This is a genomic window from Desulfoluna sp. CYM3A, assembly GCF_056829965.1.
Genome location: NZ_CP186556.1, coordinates 403,394 through 425,190 on the forward strand (window position 1 = coordinate 403,394; position 21,797 = coordinate 425,190).

Sequence of the window (21,797 nt, forward strand, 5' to 3'; positions counted from 1 at the left end):
GGCTGCCGCATGCGGCGGGACCGGTCTCCCTTTTGCTGTATTAAAAAGGATGTGAAACCCATGCACCTGAAACGGATTCTTTCAGCGGTTGTCGCGATTCCCCTGCTTTGGCTTTTTATCTTAAAAGGCGGGGCCCTGCTCTTCACACTTCTCATCATGGCCGTGGCCGTGATCGCCCTGTCCGAGTACTACCCCCTGGTGGACGATACAACCGACCGGTTCGATGCCCTTCCCCTTCTCGGGTACGGCTCCTCCCTTGTCATGGTGGCTTTGGCCCATGGCATGTCCAACCCCTGGGGCGCCCTTTTGGGTGTGGTGTTCCTCAACATCCCCTTGGGCGGCTTTTTCCTTCTCTCCCGGTTCGAGACCGATCCCAAGGTGGTGAAACACCTCCTGACCCACATCTTCGGTCTTTTGTACATTCCCATGATGCTGGCTGCCGTGATGCGACTTCGCCTGGACCCCGAGCACGGGGTGATGTGGATCTTTACCCTGCTTGTGACCGTGGCTGCCTGCGATACCGGCGCCTTTTACGCAGGGACCTTTTTCGGCAAGCGCAAGCTCTGCCCGGCCGTAAGCCCGGGCAAAACCGTGGAGGGGTTCATGGGCGGCATGGCCGGGGCCCTTGTGGCCGGGTTTGTCATGAAGGCTCTTTTCGTCCCCGAACTTGGCTGGCTTGCCTGTTTGCTGCTCTTTCCCCTGGCCGGGGCTATGGGGCCTCTGGGCGATCTGTTTGAGTCGTCCCTGAAACGTTCGTCCGGCATCAAAGATTCCGGTCAGCTCATTCCGGGCCACGGCGGCCTGCTCGATCGTATCGACGCCCTTCTCTTCGCGGCGCCTCTGTTCTATTTCTTTATGGTGCTTGGCGCCTGAAGGGGAGTCCCATGAAATACCTGACCCTGCTGGGATCTACCGGGTCCATTGGAAAAAACGTCCTTGAGATTGTCCGGATGTATCCGGACCGCTTTGCGGTAAAAACCCTGTGCGCCGCCACCAGCGTGGAACTGTTGGCGGAGCAGATCCTTGAGTTCTCGCCGGAGCTTGCCTGCGTCATCGACGAGGCCCACCGGGACCGCCTCAAAGCGCTCCTTCCGCCTTCGTGCACCACAGAACTTCTCTTCGGGGAGAGCGGGTACAAGGCGGCCGCTTCCTGCGACGGTGTCTCCATGGTGGTTTCCGCCTTTGTGGGGGCTGCAGGCCTTGTGCCTACCCTTGCAGCCATCGAGGCCGGAAAGGCCGTCGCCCTGGCCAACAAGGAGACCCTGGTGACGGCAGGGGATCTGGTCATGCCCCTGGCCGCTGAAAAGGGCGTACCCATCCTTCCGGTGGACAGCGAGCACAGCGCCATTTTTCAGTGCCTGAACGGTGAGAACCCCCGGGAGGTGAGCAAGCTGATCCTCACGGCCTCAGGAGGGCCGTTTCGAGGCACGCCCAGGGAAGCCATGGGGGAAATTTCCCTGGCCCAGGCTTTGAATCACCCCACCTGGAGCATGGGCAAAAAGATCACCATCGATTCGGCCACCCTCATGAACAAGGGTCTGGAAGTTATTGAAGCCCATCATCTTTTTGATGTGGAAGCCCAGCGGATTGAGGTTGTGGTCCATCCCCAGAGTATTGTACATTCCATGGTAGCCTATGTGGACGGGGTGGTGATGGCCCAGTTGGGGCAGCCGGACATGAAGGGTGCCATCGCCTATGCCCTGAATTATCCCAGCCGCATGGACATCGGCATGGATCCCCCGGATTTTGCAGCCCTTGCCGCCCTGACCTTTGAAGCACCCGACTTTTCGAAGTTCCGATGCCTGAAGCTTGCCTTTGAGGCGGCAGGTGCTGGCGGGACGATGCCGACGGTTCTAAACGCCGCCAACGAAGTGGCTGTGGCCTCTTTTCTTGAAGAGCGCATCGGTTTTCTCGACATTCCCCGCATTATCGAAGCAACCATGGATGCCCACCCCGTGGTCACCCGGCCCTCCCTGGACCATGTCCAGGAGGCCGATACCTGGGCCCGGCGAAAAGCAACCGAATTTATTTGCCCTTAGCGGCATCAACCATGCAGGACAATTCATGACGACCAACCTTTTTTCCATCATCATTGTATTGGGCGTTCTCGTCTTTTTCCACGAACTGGGGCATTTTCTCGTGGCCCGCCTGTTCGGCGTGGGGGTGGAAAAGTTCTCCCTGGGCTTCGGCCCCCGGATCTTCGGCCGCAAGGTAGGCATGACCGAGTACCTGGTCTCTGCCATTCCCTTAGGCGGATACGTGAAGATGGTGGGGGAGGAACCCGACGCTGAGATTACTGACGAGCAGCGGCACCTCTCCTTTACCCACAAGGCGGTGTGGCAGCGGATGCTCATCGTGGCCGCAGGGCCGGTCTTTAACCTGGTGCTGGCTGTGGTGATTTACACGGGCCTTTTTGGGGTGCATGGGGTCAACGGCCTTGCCCCGGTGGTGGGGCAGGTGGTGGCGGACACCCCGGCGGCCCGGGCGGGTCTGGCCTATGGCGACCGGGTCACAGAGGTGGGCGATGAGCCCGTGACCCTCTGGAGCGATGTGGTGGAGGCCATAGAATCCAGCAGCGGAAAGCCCCTTTTCCTGACCTACGAGCGAGCCGGAGATACCCGCACCGTGGAGCTCACCCCCGAGGCATCCACCTCCCGGAACCTGTTCGGAGAGGAGGTCCCTTCCTGGGCCGTGGGCATCGGCCCTGTCCAGGATCCCATTATCGGAGGGATCCAGAGTGATTCGCCTGCCGAAAAGGCAGGCCTTAAGGTCAAAGACCGGCTCCTTGCCGTGGATGACACCCCCCTTTCTGTGTGGACCGATGTGGTAACGGCCATTACGGGGAGCAAGGGCAAGGCTGTCACGCTGCGGGTTTTAAGGGATGGCAAAGAGCTTACCGTGAGCCTAACGCCGGAACAGCTCGACGGCAAAGAGGGCGCCTGGCGCATCGGTATCGCTCCGTATTACGAGGTGGTAAACAAGCGACTTGGATTTTTCGGCTGCATCACCGAAGGGGTGGCCAAAACCTGGTTCCTTGGAAAGCTCATGGTGGTGGGCCTTGTGAAGATGGTGAAGGGCAGCATTCCCGCAGATCTTGGCGGCCCCATCATCATCGCCAAGATGGCCGGGGACCAGGCCCGTGTGGGGCTCTCTTCCCTGATCTCTTTTATCGCTTTTATCAGCATCAACCTGGCCATTCTGAACTTTTTGCCCATTCCGGTGCTGGACGGCGGGCATCTTCTCTTTTTTACCATTGAGTGGATCACCGGAAAACCGGTGAACGACAGGATCCGGGAGACGGCCAGCCAGGCCGGGATGTTTCTCCTGCTCTCCCTTATGGTGTACGTCTTTTACAGCGACATCATGAAACTTTTTTTCAAATGATGATACCTGAGGGCGCGCCTTTTCTCGGCAATGCGTCCCATGACGTGTGATATGAAAAGGCCCCGGGAGAGATTCCGGGGCCTTTTTTTGTAAAGAGTGAACAGTGAGAGTGAGTCGTGAATGGTAAATGGTGAATAGAGAGTCCATGCGGTGGGAGGGGATGACAGGCAAAAGGGTCTCTCCTGCCCGCCACCAAATTTCATGATAGACCGTTTAGGTCTTGATGGAAGCAAGGCCTGACAACCGAAACGTTTTTGCGGAGCTTTTTTCAAAAAGCGACCCGCCGGAGGCTGAAAAGATGACTGACTACCGATTGAAATTAACAACCACCGAGGCTGCCACGGGATATTTTGCCGTGGTGCCGGAAGGCGTGGAGAGTCTCGATGCGGCCCTTACGGCCCTGCGCAAGGCCCCCATGGACGCCTTTATGCGTCAGGCTGCCCTGACCCTGCTGGGTGGTCTGGGGGAGGAGGGGATGACCGAAAAGCTTAAGGGGGCCGATGAGCTTCTCAAGGGGCTTCTCTATGAGGCAACCCTTGCCTTCGATGCATTTCCGGCCATTCGGGAGGCTCTTGAGAAAGAGGGCTGGACCCCGGAAAAGGTGGAGAGCCCCTTGATCTATGCTCGCTTTGTGTCGGCCCACGGAGTATCTGCCCACCCCTGGGCAGAGATGCTGCAAGGCAATGTGGACCGTCTGGAAGAGCTCCCCTTTTTTGATGAGGCTCCGGTTTTGCTGGCGGCCCCTGGCCCCATGGGGCCTTCCGAACCCCTTCCCGTGGGGAGCATGGCGGATCAGGTGCGACAGGAGGTTCCGCCGGTCCAGCGGGTTTCGGCTGCGGAGACAGCCTCAGTGGCCAAGGCCAGGCTAGAAGCAGTGGGGATATTCAACGGCGGTGAAATGCGTCACCAGGCCTCTCTTTCCCCCTTTGCCCTGCAGAGGAAGTGGCAGGTGTCAACGCGGGTGAACCAGGGCGATCTGGCCTACACCCTCACCGGTGAGCAGACCAGTTACGGCAAAGGGCTTTCGGTGGCCGATGCCAGGGCCTCCCTGTATATGGAGATCGCCGAGCGCCTGAGCTCTTATGCCTCCATCGAAGGCGGACGCGTGGTGGGTACGGTCAACGACCATGAGGTGACCAAGGCCCGCTACAGCGAGCTTCTGGCAGGCGGGAAAAGAGCGCTGGACCCCAACGCCTTGATGCTGGATGTCCCCTATGGGGACGAGCCCCTCCATTGGATGGAAGGCGTGACAACATCCCAAGGGGCAGAAGTACCCATCCTGGTTCCGGTTCAGGCGGTGTTTCTCTTCATGAACCTCGACGAACCCGCTCTTTTTTCCAGCCTGGGGTCCACGGGGCTTGCCTCGGGCAATACCTTGGATGAAGCGTGTGTCTCCGGTCTGTATGAAGCCTTGGAGCGAGAGGCAGAGGCCACCCAGCCCTACGATCCGGCCCTGTGCTTTGAGCTCTATACCGCCAACGAAAACCTGGGCCCGCTTTTGTCCGCGTACCGCCAGGAGGGGGTGAACCTGTTTTTCCAGGAACTCACCGGCCGTCTGGGCGTGCCCATCTGCAAAGCCATGGTGATAGATCATGAGGGCGTCGTGGCCAAAGGGTGTGCGGCCCATCTCAACGCCAGGCGGGCCGCGGTTTCGGCCATGACCGAGGTGCCCTTTGCCTTTCCCGGGGGCGAGGCGTCCATGGCCCCTCCGACACGACCTGTTCCCGTCCACGAAGAGCAACTCCCCGATTACTCCACGGGATCGGCAACAGGGGACAAAAAGCTTCTTGAGCAGCTCTTGGCCTCCGAAGGGTTTTCTCCTGTGTATGTGGACCTGACCCGAACGGATCTTGAGATTCCCGTGGTCAAAACTCTGGTCCCTGGCTTTGCCTTTACTGCCGATTTCGATCGGTTTACCCGCCTGAGCCCGAAGATGATCAGCTGCGCCTCAGCCATGATGAAGGCAAAACACTGCAAGTCGTGATGTTTATGGGTGACTTTTGTTGCTCTTTTTACTATGAGTAAAGTCAAAAACCATCAAGTGGCTGCCTCCGGCAGGCCGCAATATTGAAAAAAGCTCCGCAAAAAACTTTCCAGAATACACCCGCAGGTCGCTTTGATCTCCCTTTGGGGCGATCAAAGCGACCTGCGGATGCGACATAGTTTCGGCAAAGCCTACAAAAGGCTTACCCAAGATCTGTTTATTTATTTTTTCAAAAGCTTGGTCCCCGGCATGGCTGCCGGAGGCGATTGTGCGCGAACGTCAACAAAAAGGCCTCTTGCATATGTCCACCGGCATCAAGACAAGCATCAGTGTGAACCTGGCGTTTCTCTTTCTCTTTGCCATGGGGGTCACCGCCTTTTGCGCCTTGACCCTGATGCGTCAGGTCATGGTGAAAAAGGAGGCGGAAAGGGCCCTGCACCTGGTACGGGCTGTAACGGACTACGGGTTCGACGAGGCCGGGAAGCGAGACGTTGATAGCCTTCGGTTGGTCCTCGGGGGCATGATGGAGGGCAGCGCCGTGACCCTGGTGAAGGTGTCCCTCCTCGACGAGCAGCTGAGCTACGGGTTCGGCACGGATGAGCGCGGGGCAGAGGCTGGGGAGGCCATCGAAAATGCCGTGACAAGGGGAGAGCCGGTTCTTGTCAAGGGGTCCGGTATGGGGCTGTTGGGACTGGGTGGAGCTGTGGTTGCAGCTGTTCCTTTTGAGGCGCCTGTTCGAGGCGGTGTGGCAGCGGTTGTGGATACGGGCAAGGTGAGTGCCTGGCTCACCGACACCATCAAGCTTCTACTCCTTTATATCCTCATCAACCTTGTGGTGGTTACGTTTGCCGGGGTGAGCCAGGTTTCCAAGGTAGCCGTCAAGCCGGTGGCGCGGCTTCTCGCAAAGGCCGAAGATGCCGGAACCGAAGATCCCTTCATGTTTCAGGAAGAGGCGGGCAGCGAATTTTCAAGACTCTCCATGGCGTTGAACACCATGGTCAGCCGCATCAACGCCGACCGTGAGAAGCTTAAGATTTCGGTGCGGGAGCTGAAGGAGCTCAATACCGAGCTCTCCCGGGCCCAGGAGGACGTAGTCCGTGCCGAAAAACTCTCGGCCATGGGGCGCCTTGCCTCTGGTGTCGCCCATGAAATCGGCAATCCTTTGGGGATCATCACCGGGTACCTTTCCCTTATCCAATCCGCTGAAACCGATCTGGAACGTTTTGATTATATCGCCCGAACCAACGAGGAGTTGTCACGTATTGACGGCATTATCCGGCAACTCCTGGATTTTAACCGCAGCGGAGACTGTGGGGATAAAGACGTGGTGGCTGTCCATGACCTGATAGCCGAGATTCGCGAACTGGTTCGTGTGCAGCCCCTGTTGAAAGATATTAACGTTATGACCAATTTAGGGGCCCATGACGATGGCGTCATGGCCACCATAGGCGCCTTACGCCAGGTGTTTCTTAACCTGGTGCTAAACGCTGCCGATGCCATCGAAGGTGCCGGCAGGGAGAATGGTTCCCTGGTGATCTCCACCCGCAACGTAGTTGAAGACGACAGGCGTCAGTGCCTTGAAGTCGTGGTGGAAGACAACGGCGGCGGAATTTCGGATGCGGACCTGCCCAATATCTTTGATCCGTTTTTTTCCACCAAGGAGCCAGGGCAAGGTACCGGGCTGGGGCTCTCTGTCTCCTTTCTTATCGTGGAGGGACTCGGCGGGAGCCTGCGTGCTGAAAGCCGGCATGGCGAGGGCGCTCGCATGATTCTGTGCTTGGAGACGTCGAAGGGGGCAGCGGTTTAGTTCCCTCCGGAGGGTCGCTTTTTTGAAAAAAAGCTCTGCAAAAATTTTCCGGTTAGATCATTAGAAGAGCTCAAGATTCAGGAAACACCTTCGAATAGTCAAAAAACGTACGTGAGACCTGTTTGTCAAACTTTTTAAAAGTTTGGCCCCCGGCAGGGCCGCCGGAGGCATGTTTTTTCAGAACTCATTTAGAGGGGGATGGGGTGGCGGGAAAGATCCTGATCATTGACGATGAGAAGAACATGCGGCACATGCTCTCGGTCTTGCTGGAAAAAGAGGGCTATGCCGTGGAGACGGCGGCTTCAGGGGGGACCGGTGTTAAGATGGCCGGTAGGGCCGCGAAGCTCGATTCTCCCTATGATTTTATCCTCCTTGACGTGAAAATGCCCGGTGTGGACGGGGTCTCCCTGCTCAAGGAGAACAAGGCGGTTTTTTCACGCTCCATGGTGATCATGATGAGCGCCTACGGCACCATCGACACCGCGGTTTCAGCCATGCGACACGGAGCCTTTGACTTCATCTCCAAGCCCTTCAAATCCGACGAGGTGACCCTTCTCCTCTCTCGTGCCGCAGAGCACAGGGATCTCAAAAACGAAAACCTCTATCTCAAAGACCAGCTGGGCCTCATGGAAGGCCGGTTTCGCTTCTCCAACATGGTGGCAAAAAGCGATGCCATGAAGGATGTTTTTGTCCTGGCACGCAAAGCAGCACGGTATGCTACGACGGTCTTGATCTCCGGCGGCAGCGGGACGGGTAAGGAACTCATCGCACGGGGCATCCACACGGCGAGCGAACGGGCCCAGGGGCCCCTGGTCCCCGTGAACTGCGGCGGCATTCCTGAGACCCTCATGGAGAGCGAGCTTTTCGGGCACAAAAAAGGGGCCTTTACCGGGGCTGTTCAAGACAAGAAGGGGCTTTTTGAAGAGGCCCACGGCGGAACCCTTTTTTTAGACGAGATCGGAGAGCTGCCCCTTTCCATGCAGGTAAAGCTTCTGCGGGTGCTTCAGGAGGGCGAGGTGCGCCCCGTGGGAGGCGTCCAGACCCGGAAAATCGATGTGCGCGTCATCGCTGCCACTTCGCGGGATTTGCGGGCAGAGGTAGCCCAAGGCGCCTTTCGTGAAGATCTCTTTTTTCGCCTCAACGTTCTTCCCATTGACCTTCCCCCATTGTCGGAACGCCCGGAAGACATCCCCCTGCTGTGCGAACACTTTCTGAAGATGTTTAAACTTAAGCTCGGCAGCAGGGTGACCAGCGTCTCTCCAGCCGCTATGAAGCGTCTTTTGGCCTACCCCTGGCCCGGCAACGTCCGTGAACTGGAGAACGCCATGGAGCGCGCCGTGGTCCTTGCCAACGGCGATCAGGTTGAACCCGATACCCTGCCCGCAGCCAGTGTGGGAACACCACAGGAAAGACCTTATTCAAAGGACGAGTTTTTCCATGACGGATTTTCCCTCAAAGCCGCTGTACGAAAGCTCGAAGGGATAATGATTCGCCGCGCCCTGGAAGAAACAGGCGGCAACCGCACCAAGGCCTCCAGGCTTCTTGAAATCAGCCACCCCTCCCTCCTGTCCAAAATGAAATTTCATCATTTAAAGTAAGTGTAGGCCCGAAAAACACACCAAGAGTTAACGTATCTGTACAATACACCCTGAAAGTCGCCATTCGACGTGCTTCGTCCATCACCCCTCCAGTTAAGCCACTGTATCTTTTATAGGCGGCATGGTCGTGCTTTTACTATCCCAAATCACGGGCCCGCCGTCGCATCGTCATGACGCAAAGAAATCCCTTTCGGTTACTTTTTCGATAAGAAGTGATGCCCTTTGACTTGTGGCATCTCCTTGAGCCCTTTTGCAGGGCTTTTGATTCGTAAACGATCGTAAAATTTTTTTTATCAAAGGGTGCAACGCTTGATGAAAAGGTTTTTGTTTATTTTAATCATTATTATAGGGTGTTATAGTTATTGGTTTGCCGTGAGAGTATAAGGGTAAAAATGTTTTAAAGGTTTGTGTTCTCTTTTAAAGATCTGTTTTTATTGGGCTAACATTTGAAATGTAAAAATATTTAACGATTTTCTGGTTGAGTGAAGTGATTCCGGTGAGTGGCTGGTGTTTTCCGATTATCAAATGAGTGCATTTAAAGAGCAATTAATGTGGTCAAACAAGCTTTACTTGTGAATCTTCTATATAAGTAGAATAATCAATTTTAAAACAATGTTTACATATGGCTTAAGGCTTGCATTAAAGAATTTATGGCTTTGTGTGTCGTTTGTTGTGTTGTGGGTGTTTGATAGAGAATAATAGTACACTCTTAAAGAAAGTATATTTACTATGAGAGTTTCTCAGGAGCGTATCATGAAGAACCAGAGAGGCTTTACCCTTCTCGAGTTGATGGTGGCCGTTGCATTGGTCGCCATTATCGTCTCGATATCCTCCCCAGCCTGGCAGGAATTTCTTTCGAACAGGCGAACGGCCGGGGCATCAAGGGAACTCTACAACGCCCTTCAGCACGTCCGCATGAAAGCCATTAAGGAGGGGCAAACAATCACAGTGATATATTACGATGACAAGTGCGATGCGGTGTCAGACGCGAGCGATGAGACCCCGAAACCTTTTTCATCGGCTCGGATCAGCTGGGATCAGAATGGAGACGGAACACCTGAAATCACCGAGGTATTTACTGCATCAAGTCATGTCCTCTGCGATACCAATCAGGAATCCATGGGGTACAACTCACGTGGGATTCTTCTGGGGGCCAACAGCGGGACGTTGAGGGTCTGGAACGACAGATCCCTTCGCGAATACAGCATTGTTATAAACAACCTGGGCACCATGAGACAGGTATCGGGGGCTCATGAGGCTTCAAGCAGCGGAGGGGCATCAGGGAGCGGCCCAGAAGGTGAGGACGATCAAGACCCAGGGGAGGAATCATGAAGACCTTGCATAAGAATGTGTCAATGCGAACATCCGCCTTGCGATTTCCTACTGGCACCATGGGCTTTACGCTCCTTGAAATCCTGGTCTTTTCCCCGGGCATCGGTATTATTCTAATCACGGCAATTTGTACCCTGATTATCGATCAGACCAAGAGCCACGAAGACCACCAGATGAAGGTGATGATGCAGCAAAATGGCAGGGCGGCGCTGGCTGTCATCGGTAATGACTTGATGCTGGCAGGATATTCCCCTTCTCAACGGGGTGACGGGGGCTCGGGAAGGCTTGCAAGCTTTCGTGTTGCCGGCATGACACACATGGATTTTACCTATGATACAAATGCTGGTGAAATTGACGATACAGATTCAGCTGGAAATAACAGCTACGAAGAGAGGACCGTGTTTAGGTTTCTTAATGGCAGTAACCAACTTCAACGAAACAACAACACAAATGCACTGCTTCAAAATGTCGAAGCCTTTCGGGTGCTTTATGCCTATGATGAAGATGATCTGGGTTCAGGAGCCAGCAGCTATGGCGTCTTAGAAAAAGAGAGCAACTCGGTGAGGTGGGCCACGACAACACTCCCAATGATTCAAATCTCGAACTTACCGATTTTTATACGTTAGATTCTTCAGGCAAACTTACAACCGATAATGTGAGTAGCACCCCAATCAAAGATCCAAAACCTTCCCTTGACAAATCCGCGCAGCCAAGATCTGGCTGCTTATGCGAAGCACAAAACGCAAGGCCAAAAATGCATCAGAAAATCAAGTGGACTTTATTCCGCATTTTTACGGTGGCTGATCTTGATACGGCCAACTATTCCTATCGCCTCTACACCACCACGGTGAAATTCAGGAACATGTACTATTGAATGCTAACCGGGCTTTTGATTCTCGATTCTGAACCCGTTTGGGAGACCTGACAATGAAAATCAATGACGGATTTACCATGTTGGAAGTCCTTATTGCCATGGCTATTTTTGCTGTGGCTATGCTCGGGGTTATTGGCCTTCAGCTCAATGCCATCCAGACCGACGAAGAGACCCGGCGAAAAGACATGGCAGCGCAATTGCTCACGTCCGGGGTGGAGGTTGTTGAATGCACCGATTATGGAGCTACCTCGGGGACAGACGATCTTTTCCGAAACGGAAATTCCCTTTCAGATACTGGGCTGGGTAACTTTTTGGATGATGTACAAAAGGGGAACATCCGTACCCCGTGGATGACGTGGGGGAACGGGAAGGCTTCGCTTTATTTGCGGCATGAGGTTGATGACAGGGATGTGGACGGTGACGGCGATACGGACTTTTCTGTTCGAAACGTCTATCGAGTGGCTGCCTGGCGGTCTCTCACGACCGGCGACATAAAAACCATGACGCGCACAATGATTAAGCCGCAAAATAATTTGCAATAGGGGGGGCGACGCTGAAAAGCCTGACCGACGATACCGGTTCCGCGACGCTTTATGTTTATCCTGATTATTACTGTCATGGGTCTCATTGCGACACAAACATCTGTTTTTGAGATTAAAATTACCGAAAACGCGAGGTGCTACAGTGAAGGTTTTGCTGCCGCTGAAGCAGCATTAAATAAATGCATGGCAGGTTTTGGTGTTCATGAGGATACGGTGGAAAAGGATGAGTCTACAGGTGATGAGGTTGTTAAGTATTCTCTAATAGAGTGCTGAATGATTCGAAATATTTTGACTTTAAAACAGCGGTTTATAAAACAGATGTTGTCGATTCCAGTTCGGCTAAGTTTGTTGCTCGAGTGGAAATAAGGCGAATCGTTAATAAATCTGATTACCAAAATGTGGCGGATTTGTCATCGCAGACGCAAACAATATACCACAACAAAGTCACCGTTATTATGGTGGGTCAATTGATTGGCGTCGTTTTGCCATTACTTCAACAGCATTCAAACGGGACGGAATTAATCTATCTATGTATGGATCCAGAAGGGGATTTTATTACCCGCTAAGCAGGATACCGATGTCTTTTAAGCATAAGGGGATGAAATGGAGATTTTATCACGTTGATTGGTGTATTGCTTGCTTCTGTTGTACCTGTTTATGGAAGTGGAAACGGGGATATGGAGATTTTTAGCGACTGTACGACAACTATTGAGCCCAACGTGCTTGTGATTTTCGATACCTCATTTAGCATGAATAAAACCGATGTCCATGACAAGACTATAGAGGAATATAGCCATGCAGTAAAATAAATTGGTCTACCGATATGCCGTACAATAATCCGGATCCATATTACCTGAGGTTTAAAGAGACCAAAACTGATCTCGGTTGGTCGATCTTTGGCTTTGGTTCTACTATTAATGATGTAACTTGTTCTGATGCATACAATTCTCAATAAAAGGATACTATCAAGGAGAACTTTGTCATGGTGTTAGTGGCTCAAAAAAAGTGTGTGCCGATATATGTACTGACAAGACCTTGTGCAATTATTTGAATTACCTCGATTATGTAGACAAAAAAATGGAAGAAATTGAATTCAGCCCCGGAATTACCGGAACTTCGTATGACGGCACGGATTTGGATAATTATAATCCAAATACGGACTATTATAATTATATGACTCATAAATATAGTATTCCGGATGCTGGATTTGGTGATTATGAAATTGCTCTGGGAGCGTACAATGTTGATGACGATCATGTATATGTTCAACTTGGAGTGGTAAGGCAATTTTGTGCTAAAGAATTAAAGGTAAGTGACATAAAGTGTGACGATGCAAAAGCATCTCTTAGAAAGAACGGTTGGTCAAAAGAGAAAATGTGGGAGCTGGATAACGGAAGTTGTAAGCTGTTGAGATGGATGGCTCCTCGTTATCTCTTGATGACTCGGAACTTCATGAACTATCTGGAAATGAAGAGGGCGCGGAAGTACAATGGCGCTATCGCTTTAATGATGTGATATCTGCAAGCCACAATCATGTTCGTTACGGAATTATGCAGTTCGATTTGAATACATATTGGTCCGGTAGCTATGTGTCTCACTTCAAAAGTAATGGCGCAGATTTAGCAGCACCTATCAATTCCAGTTTAACTGACTTACGGACTGTCTTGTTTCAGCGTTACAAGGTAAAAACAGGTGATAATGAATATGGGCAACCACTGTTTTTTGGTTACGATGGCCTTTTCTTAAATGATATATCGAAAGAAACACCACTTGCTGAAAGTCTGATCGAGGCGGGTTTGTATTTTGCTGGTCAGCAAAGCTGGTTTAATAATTATACGATGAGTGACAGTTTCTTTGACTCCACACATACGGGTAGTGTGACGTCAGCCAGATACAAAAGTCCCATTGAATGCCCCGATCAAAAGAATCATATTGTTCTCATTACAGATGGGGCACCATCCGATGATTTTCAATGGTTGGATTCCAACGGAGATATGATTACGTTTGATAGTGAAGATTTTACATATAAATGGGTGTATGAAAAACCGTTTAAACACTACGACGAGAATACGGATCAGTTAGTGTCTACATTGGTGGGTAAAGAGTATGATGGGGATACTGAAGATAAACTATGTGGGCTTGTCGACAAGGATGACTGCACAGAATCAAATATGAAAATGCGCTGGCTTGATGATGTGGCTGCTTCTATTCAGAAGATTTTTCTTCTCTCGATAGAGAACAAAATATCAGAGTGCACACAATAGCCTTTCGGATGGATGCAGATTCTTCTCAAGCAGACTTGAAATTGTTGGAAGATCAGGCAAGAAATGGCGGCGGTATGCATGCTGTAGCAAAGAACAGAGATGAACTGAGAGACTATCTATCCGATATTTTGGTGGGTAGTGTGAAGTCATCCACTTTCTCATCGGCCGTGACTCCTGTTCGTCAGGACGATCTTACCTATTCAAGAGATCATATATATCTTACTTGGTTTAAAGTTTCTTCCGGGCAAAGAGGGCAGGGAAATATTAAAAAATTCTTTTTGTCGGGCGATACGATAAAAGGGAAGATCGATGGCTGTGGGGATTATGTTGATTTACTGATAAATTCGGGCTTGATAAGTGGTGAGGTTAAAAGTGAGTGGTCTGTTGATTTTCCTGGTGACCATGAAAATAAAGCTGCACCAGATGATGGTGCCGCGGGGAAATTGTATGTAAAAATTTTAAGCGCTGATATCGAGAGTTCAGACACGCCAGGTGACAAGTTCAGTAAATTGTCCTCGGTACGGCGTATTTTTACGGCAAAAGGAATGAGAACGGAAGAGTTGCCCGAGCTGTTGGAGGGAATAGGGGCTGTGGTGATTCCTGAAGAGGGGAGCAGCATTGGGATGGACGGGGATACATTAAAGGATTTTTTAAGTGAACACATTTATGGCTATGGAGCCAATTGGCCACTTGGGCATATCGTTCACTCCAATGTACCTGTTGCGGAAGATCCAAATATAAGCGGGGGTGTCGATACATATCTTTTCGCTGGATCAAACGATGGCATGATGCATAATGCTTTGATGATGATGGAAACGAAAAGTGGGCTTTTGCTTCCCCAACATACCACGCACGCCTGAATGAACTTAAAAACACAAATAATCACCCCTGGTTCATAGATGGTGGCGCCGTATTATACAATTTCGTCACATACCATGACAAAGGTGGCAATATAGTAGATGATTTGACTAAAGCCGTCTACAGCAAGCGTGACCCCAACATACTGGTTTTTGGAGAAAGGCGAGGGGGCCATGTTATCACCTTCTTTATGTCCATGATATGGATAAACCTCTATATCTGGGTCACGTTGGGGATGATGATAGTGATTGGGGGCTGTCGTGGAGTAAGCCTCGGGTTTAGGCCGTTTAAGTAATGGAATGGGGGGATGGCGGCCGGGCTTTGTGGTCGGTGGGGGATACGTTTGAATCAGGATCAAATCAATCCTGATGCTGATGCTACTGACAAAAAAGGTCGTTTTGTCGCAGTGTGTCAACTAAATGGTGGTGTCGCCAAGTTGGATACCTATAGTGGCGGTGAGATTGATGCATGTATCGTGGGCTCATCTCAGACATCGATCATGATCCGGGCCGCATATCTTCAAATATTTATGCCGGGGACATGAAAGGGAATGTATACCATTTTTCAGATAATTTTTACTTGGGCTTAAATAAAGCCAGGGTGACCCGCCCCCGACAAAAGACTTGGATAATACGTTTCCTAAGCGTTACAAAATATTCAATAGCACGAAAATGGTGACAGAAGAGGGCAGATATCTTCACTATCAAAAAATTTTTTCTCCCCCATCGTCGGAGATTCGTGTGACAGCACGAAAATTTTTTTTGGAACAGGTGACCGGGAGCACCCCAGCATCAAATGGAACTCTGATTCTATCTATGCTGTGGATGATTCGTGGGATGGAATTGCCTATGAGCGGAGTGATTTACTCGGTTTTGATATGAGTTATTCTCGCACCGTAGGAGACTTTGATTATTATGAATTGACACCCAAGGGCAACAGCTCTGATTTTGTTAGCGCCAAAGGGTGGTATCTCAGATTTACAAGACCGGGCGAAAAGGTTATCTCCGAACCGCTCGTGTTAGGTGATATCCTCATTATCGGGAGCTATACCCCCGATGAAGACAAGACAAATTCTTCGGACACTGATTTTTCAGATTTGCCGGAAAAGTGTAAGGGAGTTTGTGGTACGGGGGTTGGGCGTGTGTATGTTATCAGTACGTGTGTTCACTCCTTATCTGTTAAATCCATCAGGACTGATATGGAAGATCCCATGCCTCAACCGGCAGTGATTTTTGATAAAGATTCAGGAAGAGTACTTATTGCAACTGGTGACGGTGGAATTTATGACCCAGAAATACCCGTGTCACGCTCATACTACTGGAAACACAGCAGCTCGAATCTGTAGACTTCATACAAAAAACGAAATTTCCAAAAGCCAACCCGTCAATCTGCTGGTTGGCTTTTCTGCGCCTACTATATCAGGTCAAATCGTGATAGCTTTTTTGATATAACATGGGGGAACTCCAACGTTGAGTGTCTCCTCGACCATCGTCGGTGGGAAACAGGCTATAAACCAAGGTTTGGAGGCGGGGAACTATTCGCCTGTCACCGTAGGTTCGATTGGTTTACCAGCCTGAAGAGCTCTTCGAGGGTTGGGTCGTTCAGGTGTTTGAGGCGGTTTTCGATTGTTGCCAGAGCCTGCGGAATATGCTCCTTAAAGCCTCGTTTCCCTTTTTGTGTGAGCTTGCCGAAGGCACCTAACATCTGCAGGTTCCGGGCAATGGCGCAGAAGGTGTAGCTTGTGTGGAATGTTTCATCAATAATGATACCAAGTGATTCCAATGCCTGGACGCAATGGTCCAGGAGCCGGGCCTGGAGGGCTTCGGAGAGTCCTGCATAGGGGTCGATGAGCAGGGAGGCGAGGTCGTACTGCAAGGGGCCTTTGCGGGCTCCCTCAAAATCGATGATGACAGGGTCGTTGTCTGAGATCATGATGTTGCGGGACTGAAAATCCCGGTGCATGAGACCGGTTACCCCGCCTTCAAGGGCCTTGTCGGCGATGAGGTTGAAGGCGGCCTGGTAGGGCTCTGCGGATTCGGTCATGCCAAGGTAGCCGTTGATGAAGGCGTCCATGAAGTAGCGACACTCCATGGTGAGGATCATCTTTTTATCATACGCAGGTGTCTGCCAGCACCAAGCGCTCTTAAAGCCTTGGATACCCTCCTGTCGAGAAACGGATCAGCGTGTTGATGACCTTTTGGTATAGGTTTTCTACCTCGGGCTCTGGCAGGGCTCTGGCCAATTCGGCAAGATGGGTGTTGCCGACGTCTTTGACGAGGACGAGGCCTGAGACGGCATCACCACCGACAACGGGGGAGACGGGAATGCCTTTGGTGTGGAGGTGGGTACCGATGCGGATCATGGATTCGGCCTCGCCTGTGGCAAAGCCTGGATGAATACCGTGCTCACAGGAAATGAGGGTTCCCTCGGAGCTTGTGATGCGGGACCACCTGCGGTCGGAGCCGTCCCCTTTCAAGGGGATTGTTTCAAAGGGCCCTTGGGCCGAGTCAAAGGTGTTTTTGAAGGCCTCCGGGACCATGAGGGCCTTGGTGGCTTCCAGGTACCGGGCCTCGGTGCCGCAGTCGAACCAGAGGCAGGTCTCCAGGGCAATGCCCTGAACCGTTTGGCCCTGGGCGATGAGGTCCCGATAGAGGTTCACCATGCCGTACGCACCCTTGGGAATGGTGGCCACGGCTTCGGGGGACAGTACCTGCATGCCTGTGAAGGCAAGCCTTTGCATGCCCTTGGGGGTGGGCTCCCGAAAAGCGTGGATCTGTCCTTGGGCATCCACGGACACATTGTTGAACTCGGGGCGATCCATAAGGGCCAGGGTGGCCTTATTGCTTTGCTCCTGGTGGGCTTCGTAAAGGGCCTTGGGATCGATGTCCGTGAGGGTGTCCCCATTGACCACAAGCAGGGGGGAGCCGTCCAGAAGGTCCGCCACATTGGCCACGGCCCCGGCGCTGTCCAGCAGGGTCTCTTCCTGTCGCAGGTGGACCTTTACCGGCCATGATTTGTGGTCGATAAACCGGTGGATCTCTTCTGCCAGGTGGCAGGTGTTGATGATGACAGCGTCAAATCCTGCGTCGGCCAGGGCATTGATGTGCACCTGCAGGAGCGTGACCCCGCCAATGGTGAACAAGGGCTTGGGCCGAACCTCGGTGTGGGGAAGCAGCCGGGTCCCAAGCCCCGCCGCCAGTATCATTGCCTGCATGTCATTGCCTTCTATGGTTAAAGTGCATGAAAAAGCCTGCCTCCGGCGGCGAAGTGAGCCACCTCGAAAGCTGATTGCCCTTGCGCTTAGTCCCTCGTTCCTCGGGCCAAACCGCAAGGGCCTTTGACTCGGGCTTCGCCCGACACAAACGCTGATGGTGTGTGCGGACTGCCTCACAAGCTTCGACCCAACAGGATACGTTGTTCCTACTTGGCCATTATGAATTTAACCGCACTGCCTCCGGCGGCCAGCTTTTTGAAAAAAGCTGGACCAAAAACTTTTCGGTTGTAGCTCTCTTTTCCCTCAGCCCCGAGGGGCTGAGGGAAAAGAGAGCTACAGACTTATTAAGTCCAAAGCATATGATTCGCCAGTATCAGTGACGTGGCCGAAATTGCTCTCGAATCCTGTTTGTCAAACTTTTTAAAAGTTTGGCCCCCGGCAGGGCCCCCGGAGGCTTTTTTGATCTCAACAGTTACGCCCTTTTTTTCTGTTCACCAAAAAAGCCGCGGGCCACTCCAGCGAGTCGCCCACGGCTTTGATTCATCACGTGACAGCTCCAACGGAAGCTGCTTAAGGTCCTTTAGCCTTTAGCCTTTAGCCTTTAGCCAATCTATTTCTCCATCACTTCCAGGTAGTGGCGGATGGAGTTTTTGTAGAAGGAGTGGGTGGCTTCTCCGCTGGCCTCGTCGAGGATGCCTTTGTCCTTGAAGTGGCGAACCGCGTTTTTGAAGGTGATGTCACTCAGGGCTTCAGGGAGTTCGATCTCGTTGACCTTGTACATCTTTTTGCCGAGGGTCTGGCATTTTTTCACCATGGCCTTGCCGTCCAGCTTGGGAGCCTTTTTGGACTCATAGGCGGTGAGGGCCACCAGATACGACTCCAGATAGGTTCTGAGGAACCGGGAGAAGAGGGTAAGCTTTCTCAGGCCGTCCGGGGTGATCTCGTAGGTGTCCGGGCTGGATTCGTGGGGCACGATGGTGTGGGTATCGATGAAGGCCTTGAGGTCTTTTCGCACCATGTACTCCGAGGTGGCCGTGCGGTTGAACGCAAACTCCGGGTCAAAGAGATCGGCCAGGAAGTCGTAGGCTTCCAGGAGCTCGCCCGCCTGGAACTGGAAGCGGTTGACCTCCTTGATGGCAAGGGCGGTCATGGCCGCGGAGATGAAGTGGATGATGCAGTTGTTTTTGTAATAGTCCAGAACGGGGCGCTGGCCGTCGGGAAGGTTGAAGACCGTTCCCGGGTCCAGGTGGCCTTTGCAGTCGGAACCGCACTCCAGGAATTTTCGCCTGACGTAGCTGTCCAGAACGCTCTGGAATGATCGCTCCCGGTTTTCCCCAAGAGAGTCGGCCACCCAGACGTCCATGGCGTCCAGGTGATCGGTGTAGAGGCGGATGTCTTCCAGGGCCTGCTCAAAGGTGAATCGTTTTTTCATGCTGTTGAGGACGGCGCTTGCCACGACTCCGTAGGGGGTGGCGATGGAGACATCGTTGATGCTGTTGATGATGCGGTAGCCCAGGTCGTTGCAGAAGGTGTTGTGCTGATCCGTGTCCATGGCCTTGAAGTCGAGCCCCTGCTCTTTGACCACGTCGGACAGGGAAATGGGCTCATGGAAGTTGACGTACACTTTACCGTAGCGGCGTTTCAGGAAACGGCGTGCCTTGATGAGCTGGCCCAGGTTTTCCGACTCTTTGTCCCCGCCTTCCACTTCGTGGAGGTAGGCGTCCTCTTCCAGCACCCTGTCGTATCCGAAATAGACCGGCACGAACTGCAGGTCCTCGCAGGCCCCTTGTCTGCAGGCGTCCACCAGCATGGAGAGCAGGCCAACTTTGGGAGAGAGGAGCTTACCGGTCCGGCTTCGGGTGCCTTCGATGAAAAGCTCCACGTTGAACCCTTCGGAGAGGAGCTTGGACATGTACTCGAAGAAGACCCGGGAGTAGAGCTTGGCCCCTTTAAAGGTGCGGCGCATGAAAAAGGCGCCTCCGCCCCTTAAGACAATGCCCAGGGGCCAGAAGGAGAGGTTTCGTCCTGCAGCGATATGGGGACAGGGCATGTTGTGCTTTTTAAAGAGTAGGAGAGGATCAGGTAGTCCAGGTGGCTCTTGTGGCAGGGGACCAAGATCAGCGGGGACTGCTTGGAGCGGATCTTGACCCGGGCGATCCCTTTTTTATCGGTGACGATGCCCTCAAAAAGGCTCTTGAAGAGACGGTCCAGGAAAACCTCGAAGATGCGGATCCATCGGGAGCTGTAGTTGGCGGCAATCTCGTCGAGATAGGTGTCCGCTTTTTTGTGCACTTCCTGCAAGGGGGTGTCGCTCTCTTCAGCGTGCCGGATCATAAAGTTCTTGAGGGGCTTTCCGGTGAGGATGCTCTCGCGGATTTCCTGGCGGCTTTTAAGGACCGGGCCGGTGATGGTCTGGCGGTGGCGGTTGAGCTGCTCGATGAGCTCGCGGCGCAGAAGCAGGGCCTGTTCTCCCAGGGATTTTTCTTCCATGCCCGGGGCGGCCAGCCAGGTCTTGAGGCAGACCGGATCGCAGAACTCCACAAAGCTCTCTTTGTTGCGTTTGAAGATGCCGGCAAGGCGTCGGACCTTTCCCGGGCGCTCCCGGGTCCCGAAGAGGATGTCGAAAAAGGAGAGCCCGCTTTTCTTGGGCTTCATGGAAAAGATCATCACTTCGGGGATGATGTACAGGGGGCGGTCGGTTTCGGCCTGGAGTTCCAGCAGGCAGGCGATGGGATCGGTTTTGGACTTGACGAAGCTTCGGTAAAAGGCATCCCGTCCGATGAGGGGCAGGATGGCGGTTTTGCCGTTTAAGAGCTGGTTTTTGAAGTGGCCGCTTTCCACCGGGTCGGGCACGGAAAAGTGGCGGAAAAAATAGCGGATGTGAGAGCCCATGATCCCCAGGAGGTGGCCGATGGGCTGCCATGCGTAGATGGTGCAGTCAAAGCCGATGGTGGGGAAGGGCAGGCCCATCTGTTTGAGCCGGGTGTGAAAGTAGAGAAAAGAGAAGTGGCTCCGATACTTGGACGCATAAACAAAGATGCCGTTTTCGTCCAGTTGGGTGATCTTTTCTTTCTCCGTCTCGGAGAGCACGATGTTTCTGAACATGAATCGGCGCAGCAGATCGGAGACGGCGCCCCCTCTTTCGGGGATGTAGTTCGAGTAGTGGACCCGCATGGCATCGCCCACGGGGGTCTTGGTTTTGCGTTTTCGTCGAAAAGTCAACATGTCTCAAAAATTCCGATTGTTTGGGTGTCCGGATTGCGAAGCGGCCTTGGCTGGCAGGATGCCGAAAGGCACGGCGGCACACGTGGCAAGGCACTTGAACTCTTTTTGCTTAAGTTGCATCGCAGCGGTATAAAAAAGCCTGATCAGCACCTGCTCCGGTGGGACAAAACAAAGAAGCGGGGCTGAGCTATCCAGGGCCCCGTCGTATCCAGGCAAGGGGCTCTTGGGTTTAACGCTTGTAAATAATATAGATCCTGTGATTGTGCAACTCTATTATCCCGGGTGAGACGGGGTGTGCGCTTTCAAAGGTCTACTATTTCAGGCGGTTGGGGCGGCTGCTGCAGAGTCGGTGATCAACCGCCTTCGGGATGTTGTCACTCATCTTCAGGGGTACCGGGGCTCTGTCAGACGCCTTGCTACTCATCATGGATAAATTAAGGTGACATGTGATGCATCCTTTCATGAAATCCTGTGGTAAAAGAGACAATGAACGGTCGTTCATCGCTGCTAATCACTCGTAAATTTATCGGGATTTGGGGTTGCGTAGAATCCGTTGATATGGTACCTTCCACAAGTTATATTCTAAAGAGAAACAGGCGTCATGCAGGGCTCTATTTTGTTGAAATGATATACGTATTCAGTTTGTATTTCGTTGTTTTTATCAAGATTTAGCCTGCCGCCTCTCCCGCCGGTGTCATCGGCAGTGTTCTTTCGT

18 protein-coding genes are annotated in these 21,797 nt (G+C 52.5%); 14 read left to right on the plus strand and 4 right to left on the minus strand.

Annotated features, from left to right (window positions below):
- The first annotated feature begins 60 nt into the window (after positions 1 to 60).
- The 14 genes from ACOYW1_RS02155 to ACOYW1_RS02220 all read left to right on the plus strand — a co-directional run bounded on the left by ACOYW1_RS02155 (position 61) and on the right by ACOYW1_RS02220 (position 15,988).
- Positions 61 to 873: a phosphatidate cytidylyltransferase gene (locus ACOYW1_RS02155; RefSeq protein WP_482421485.1), complete on the plus strand. Its 813-nt coding sequence runs from the start codon at positions 61 to 63 to the stop codon at positions 871 to 873.
- 11 nt (positions 874 to 884) lie between these two features.
- Positions 885 to 2,039, plus strand: a complete 1,155-nt coding sequence (locus ACOYW1_RS02160) for a 1-deoxy-D-xylulose-5-phosphate reductoisomerase (protein ID WP_482421486.1) — start codon at positions 885 to 887, stop codon at positions 2,037 to 2,039.
- Positions 2,040 to 2,064: 25 nt separating this feature from the next.
- Entirely contained in the window at positions 2,065 to 3,384 is a 1,320-nt protein-coding gene (gene rseP / locus ACOYW1_RS02165) for an RIP metalloprotease RseP (protein ID WP_482421487.1), read from the plus strand.
- Between the two features lie 298 nt (positions 3,385 to 3,682).
- A complete protein-coding gene (locus ACOYW1_RS02170; protein ID WP_482421488.1) occupies positions 3,683 to 5,368 on the plus strand; it encodes a YcaO-like family protein in 1,686 nt (561 codons plus the stop codon).
- 268 nt (positions 5,369 to 5,636) lie between these two features.
- The gene (locus ACOYW1_RS02175; protein ID WP_482421489.1) at positions 5,637 to 7,175 is read left to right on the plus strand and encodes a sensor histidine kinase; all 1,539 of its coding nucleotides are present in this window, start codon (positions 5,637 to 5,639) and stop codon (positions 7,173 to 7,175) included.
- A 203-nt stretch (positions 7,176 to 7,378) separates the two neighbouring features.
- Positions 7,379 to 8,773 (plus strand): sigma-54-dependent transcriptional regulator, encoded by a 1,395-nt coding sequence (locus ACOYW1_RS02180; RefSeq protein ID WP_482421490.1) that lies wholly within the window; start codon positions 7,379 to 7,381, stop codon positions 8,771 to 8,773.
- A 753-nt stretch (positions 8,774 to 9,526) separates the two neighbouring features.
- Positions 9,527 to 10,105 carry a GspH/FimT family pseudopilin gene (locus ACOYW1_RS02185; protein WP_482421491.1) on the plus strand — a complete coding sequence of 193 codons (579 nt, stop codon included), beginning with the start codon at positions 9,527 to 9,529 and terminating at the stop codon, positions 10,103 to 10,105.
- Positions 10,102 to 10,731: a PilW family protein gene (locus ACOYW1_RS02190; protein ID WP_482421492.1), complete on the plus strand. Its 630-nt coding sequence runs from the start codon at positions 10,102 to 10,104 to the stop codon at positions 10,729 to 10,731. Before ACOYW1_RS02185 ends, ACOYW1_RS02190 begins: the two co-directional genes overlap by 4 nt.
- Positions 10,732 to 11,032: 301 nt before the next feature.
- Positions 11,033 to 11,521, plus strand: coding sequence for a type IV pilus modification PilV family protein (locus ACOYW1_RS02195; protein ID WP_482421493.1), 489 nt, complete (start codon positions 11,033 to 11,035; stop codon positions 11,519 to 11,521).
- A 51-nt stretch (positions 11,522 to 11,572) separates the two neighbouring features.
- Entirely contained in the window at positions 11,573 to 11,794 is a 222-nt protein-coding gene (locus ACOYW1_RS02200) for a PilX N-terminal domain-containing pilus assembly protein (RefSeq protein WP_482421494.1), read from the plus strand.
- An 804-nt stretch (positions 11,795 to 12,598) separates the two neighbouring features.
- Positions 12,599 to 13,036 carry a hypothetical protein gene (locus ACOYW1_RS02205; RefSeq protein ID WP_482421495.1) on the plus strand — a complete coding sequence of 146 codons (438 nt, stop codon included), beginning with the start codon at positions 12,599 to 12,601 and terminating at the stop codon, positions 13,034 to 13,036.
- A complete protein-coding gene (locus ACOYW1_RS02210) occupies positions 12,934 to 13,785 on the plus strand; it encodes a hypothetical protein (protein ID WP_482421496.1) in 852 nt (283 codons plus the stop codon). The genes ACOYW1_RS02205 and ACOYW1_RS02210 overlap by 103 nt, the downstream gene beginning before the upstream one ends.
- A gap of 8 nt (positions 13,786 to 13,793) precedes the next feature.
- On the plus strand, positions 13,794 to 14,645 hold the full coding sequence (locus tag ACOYW1_RS02215; protein ID WP_482421497.1) for a hypothetical protein: 852 nt from the start codon (positions 13,794 to 13,796) through the stop codon (positions 14,643 to 14,645).
- An 818-nt stretch (positions 14,646 to 15,463) separates the two neighbouring features.
- Positions 15,464 to 15,988 (plus strand): hypothetical protein, encoded by a 525-nt coding sequence (locus ACOYW1_RS02220; RefSeq protein WP_482421498.1) that lies wholly within the window; start codon positions 15,464 to 15,466, stop codon positions 15,986 to 15,988.
- Between the two features lie 200 nt (positions 15,989 to 16,188).
- Here the strand turns inward: ACOYW1_RS02220 and ACOYW1_RS02225 are convergent, their stop codons facing one another.
- The 4 genes from ACOYW1_RS02225 to ACOYW1_RS02240 form a co-directional block, all read right to left on the minus strand.
- Positions 16,189 to 16,746 carry a phosphotransferase gene (locus tag ACOYW1_RS02225; RefSeq protein ID WP_482421499.1) on the minus strand — a complete coding sequence of 186 codons (558 nt, stop codon included), beginning with the start codon at positions 16,744 to 16,746 and terminating at the stop codon, positions 16,189 to 16,191.
- Between the two features lie 40 nt (positions 16,747 to 16,786).
- Complete coding sequence (locus ACOYW1_RS02230; protein WP_482421500.1) at positions 16,787 to 17,857, minus strand: nucleotidyltransferase family protein; 1,071 nt, start codon at positions 17,855 to 17,857, stop codon at positions 16,787 to 16,789.
- Between the two features lie 610 nt (positions 17,858 to 18,467).
- Positions 18,468 to 19,907, minus strand: coding sequence for a 1-acyl-sn-glycerol-3-phosphate acyltransferase (locus ACOYW1_RS02235; protein ID WP_482421501.1), 1,440 nt, complete (start codon positions 19,905 to 19,907; stop codon positions 18,468 to 18,470).
- On the minus strand, positions 19,844 to 21,082 hold the full coding sequence (locus tag ACOYW1_RS02240) for a lysophospholipid acyltransferase family protein (protein WP_482421502.1): 1,239 nt from the start codon (positions 21,080 to 21,082) through the stop codon (positions 19,844 to 19,846). The genes ACOYW1_RS02235 and ACOYW1_RS02240 overlap by 64 nt, the downstream gene beginning before the upstream one ends.
- Positions 21,083 to 21,797: the final 715 nt, after the last annotated feature.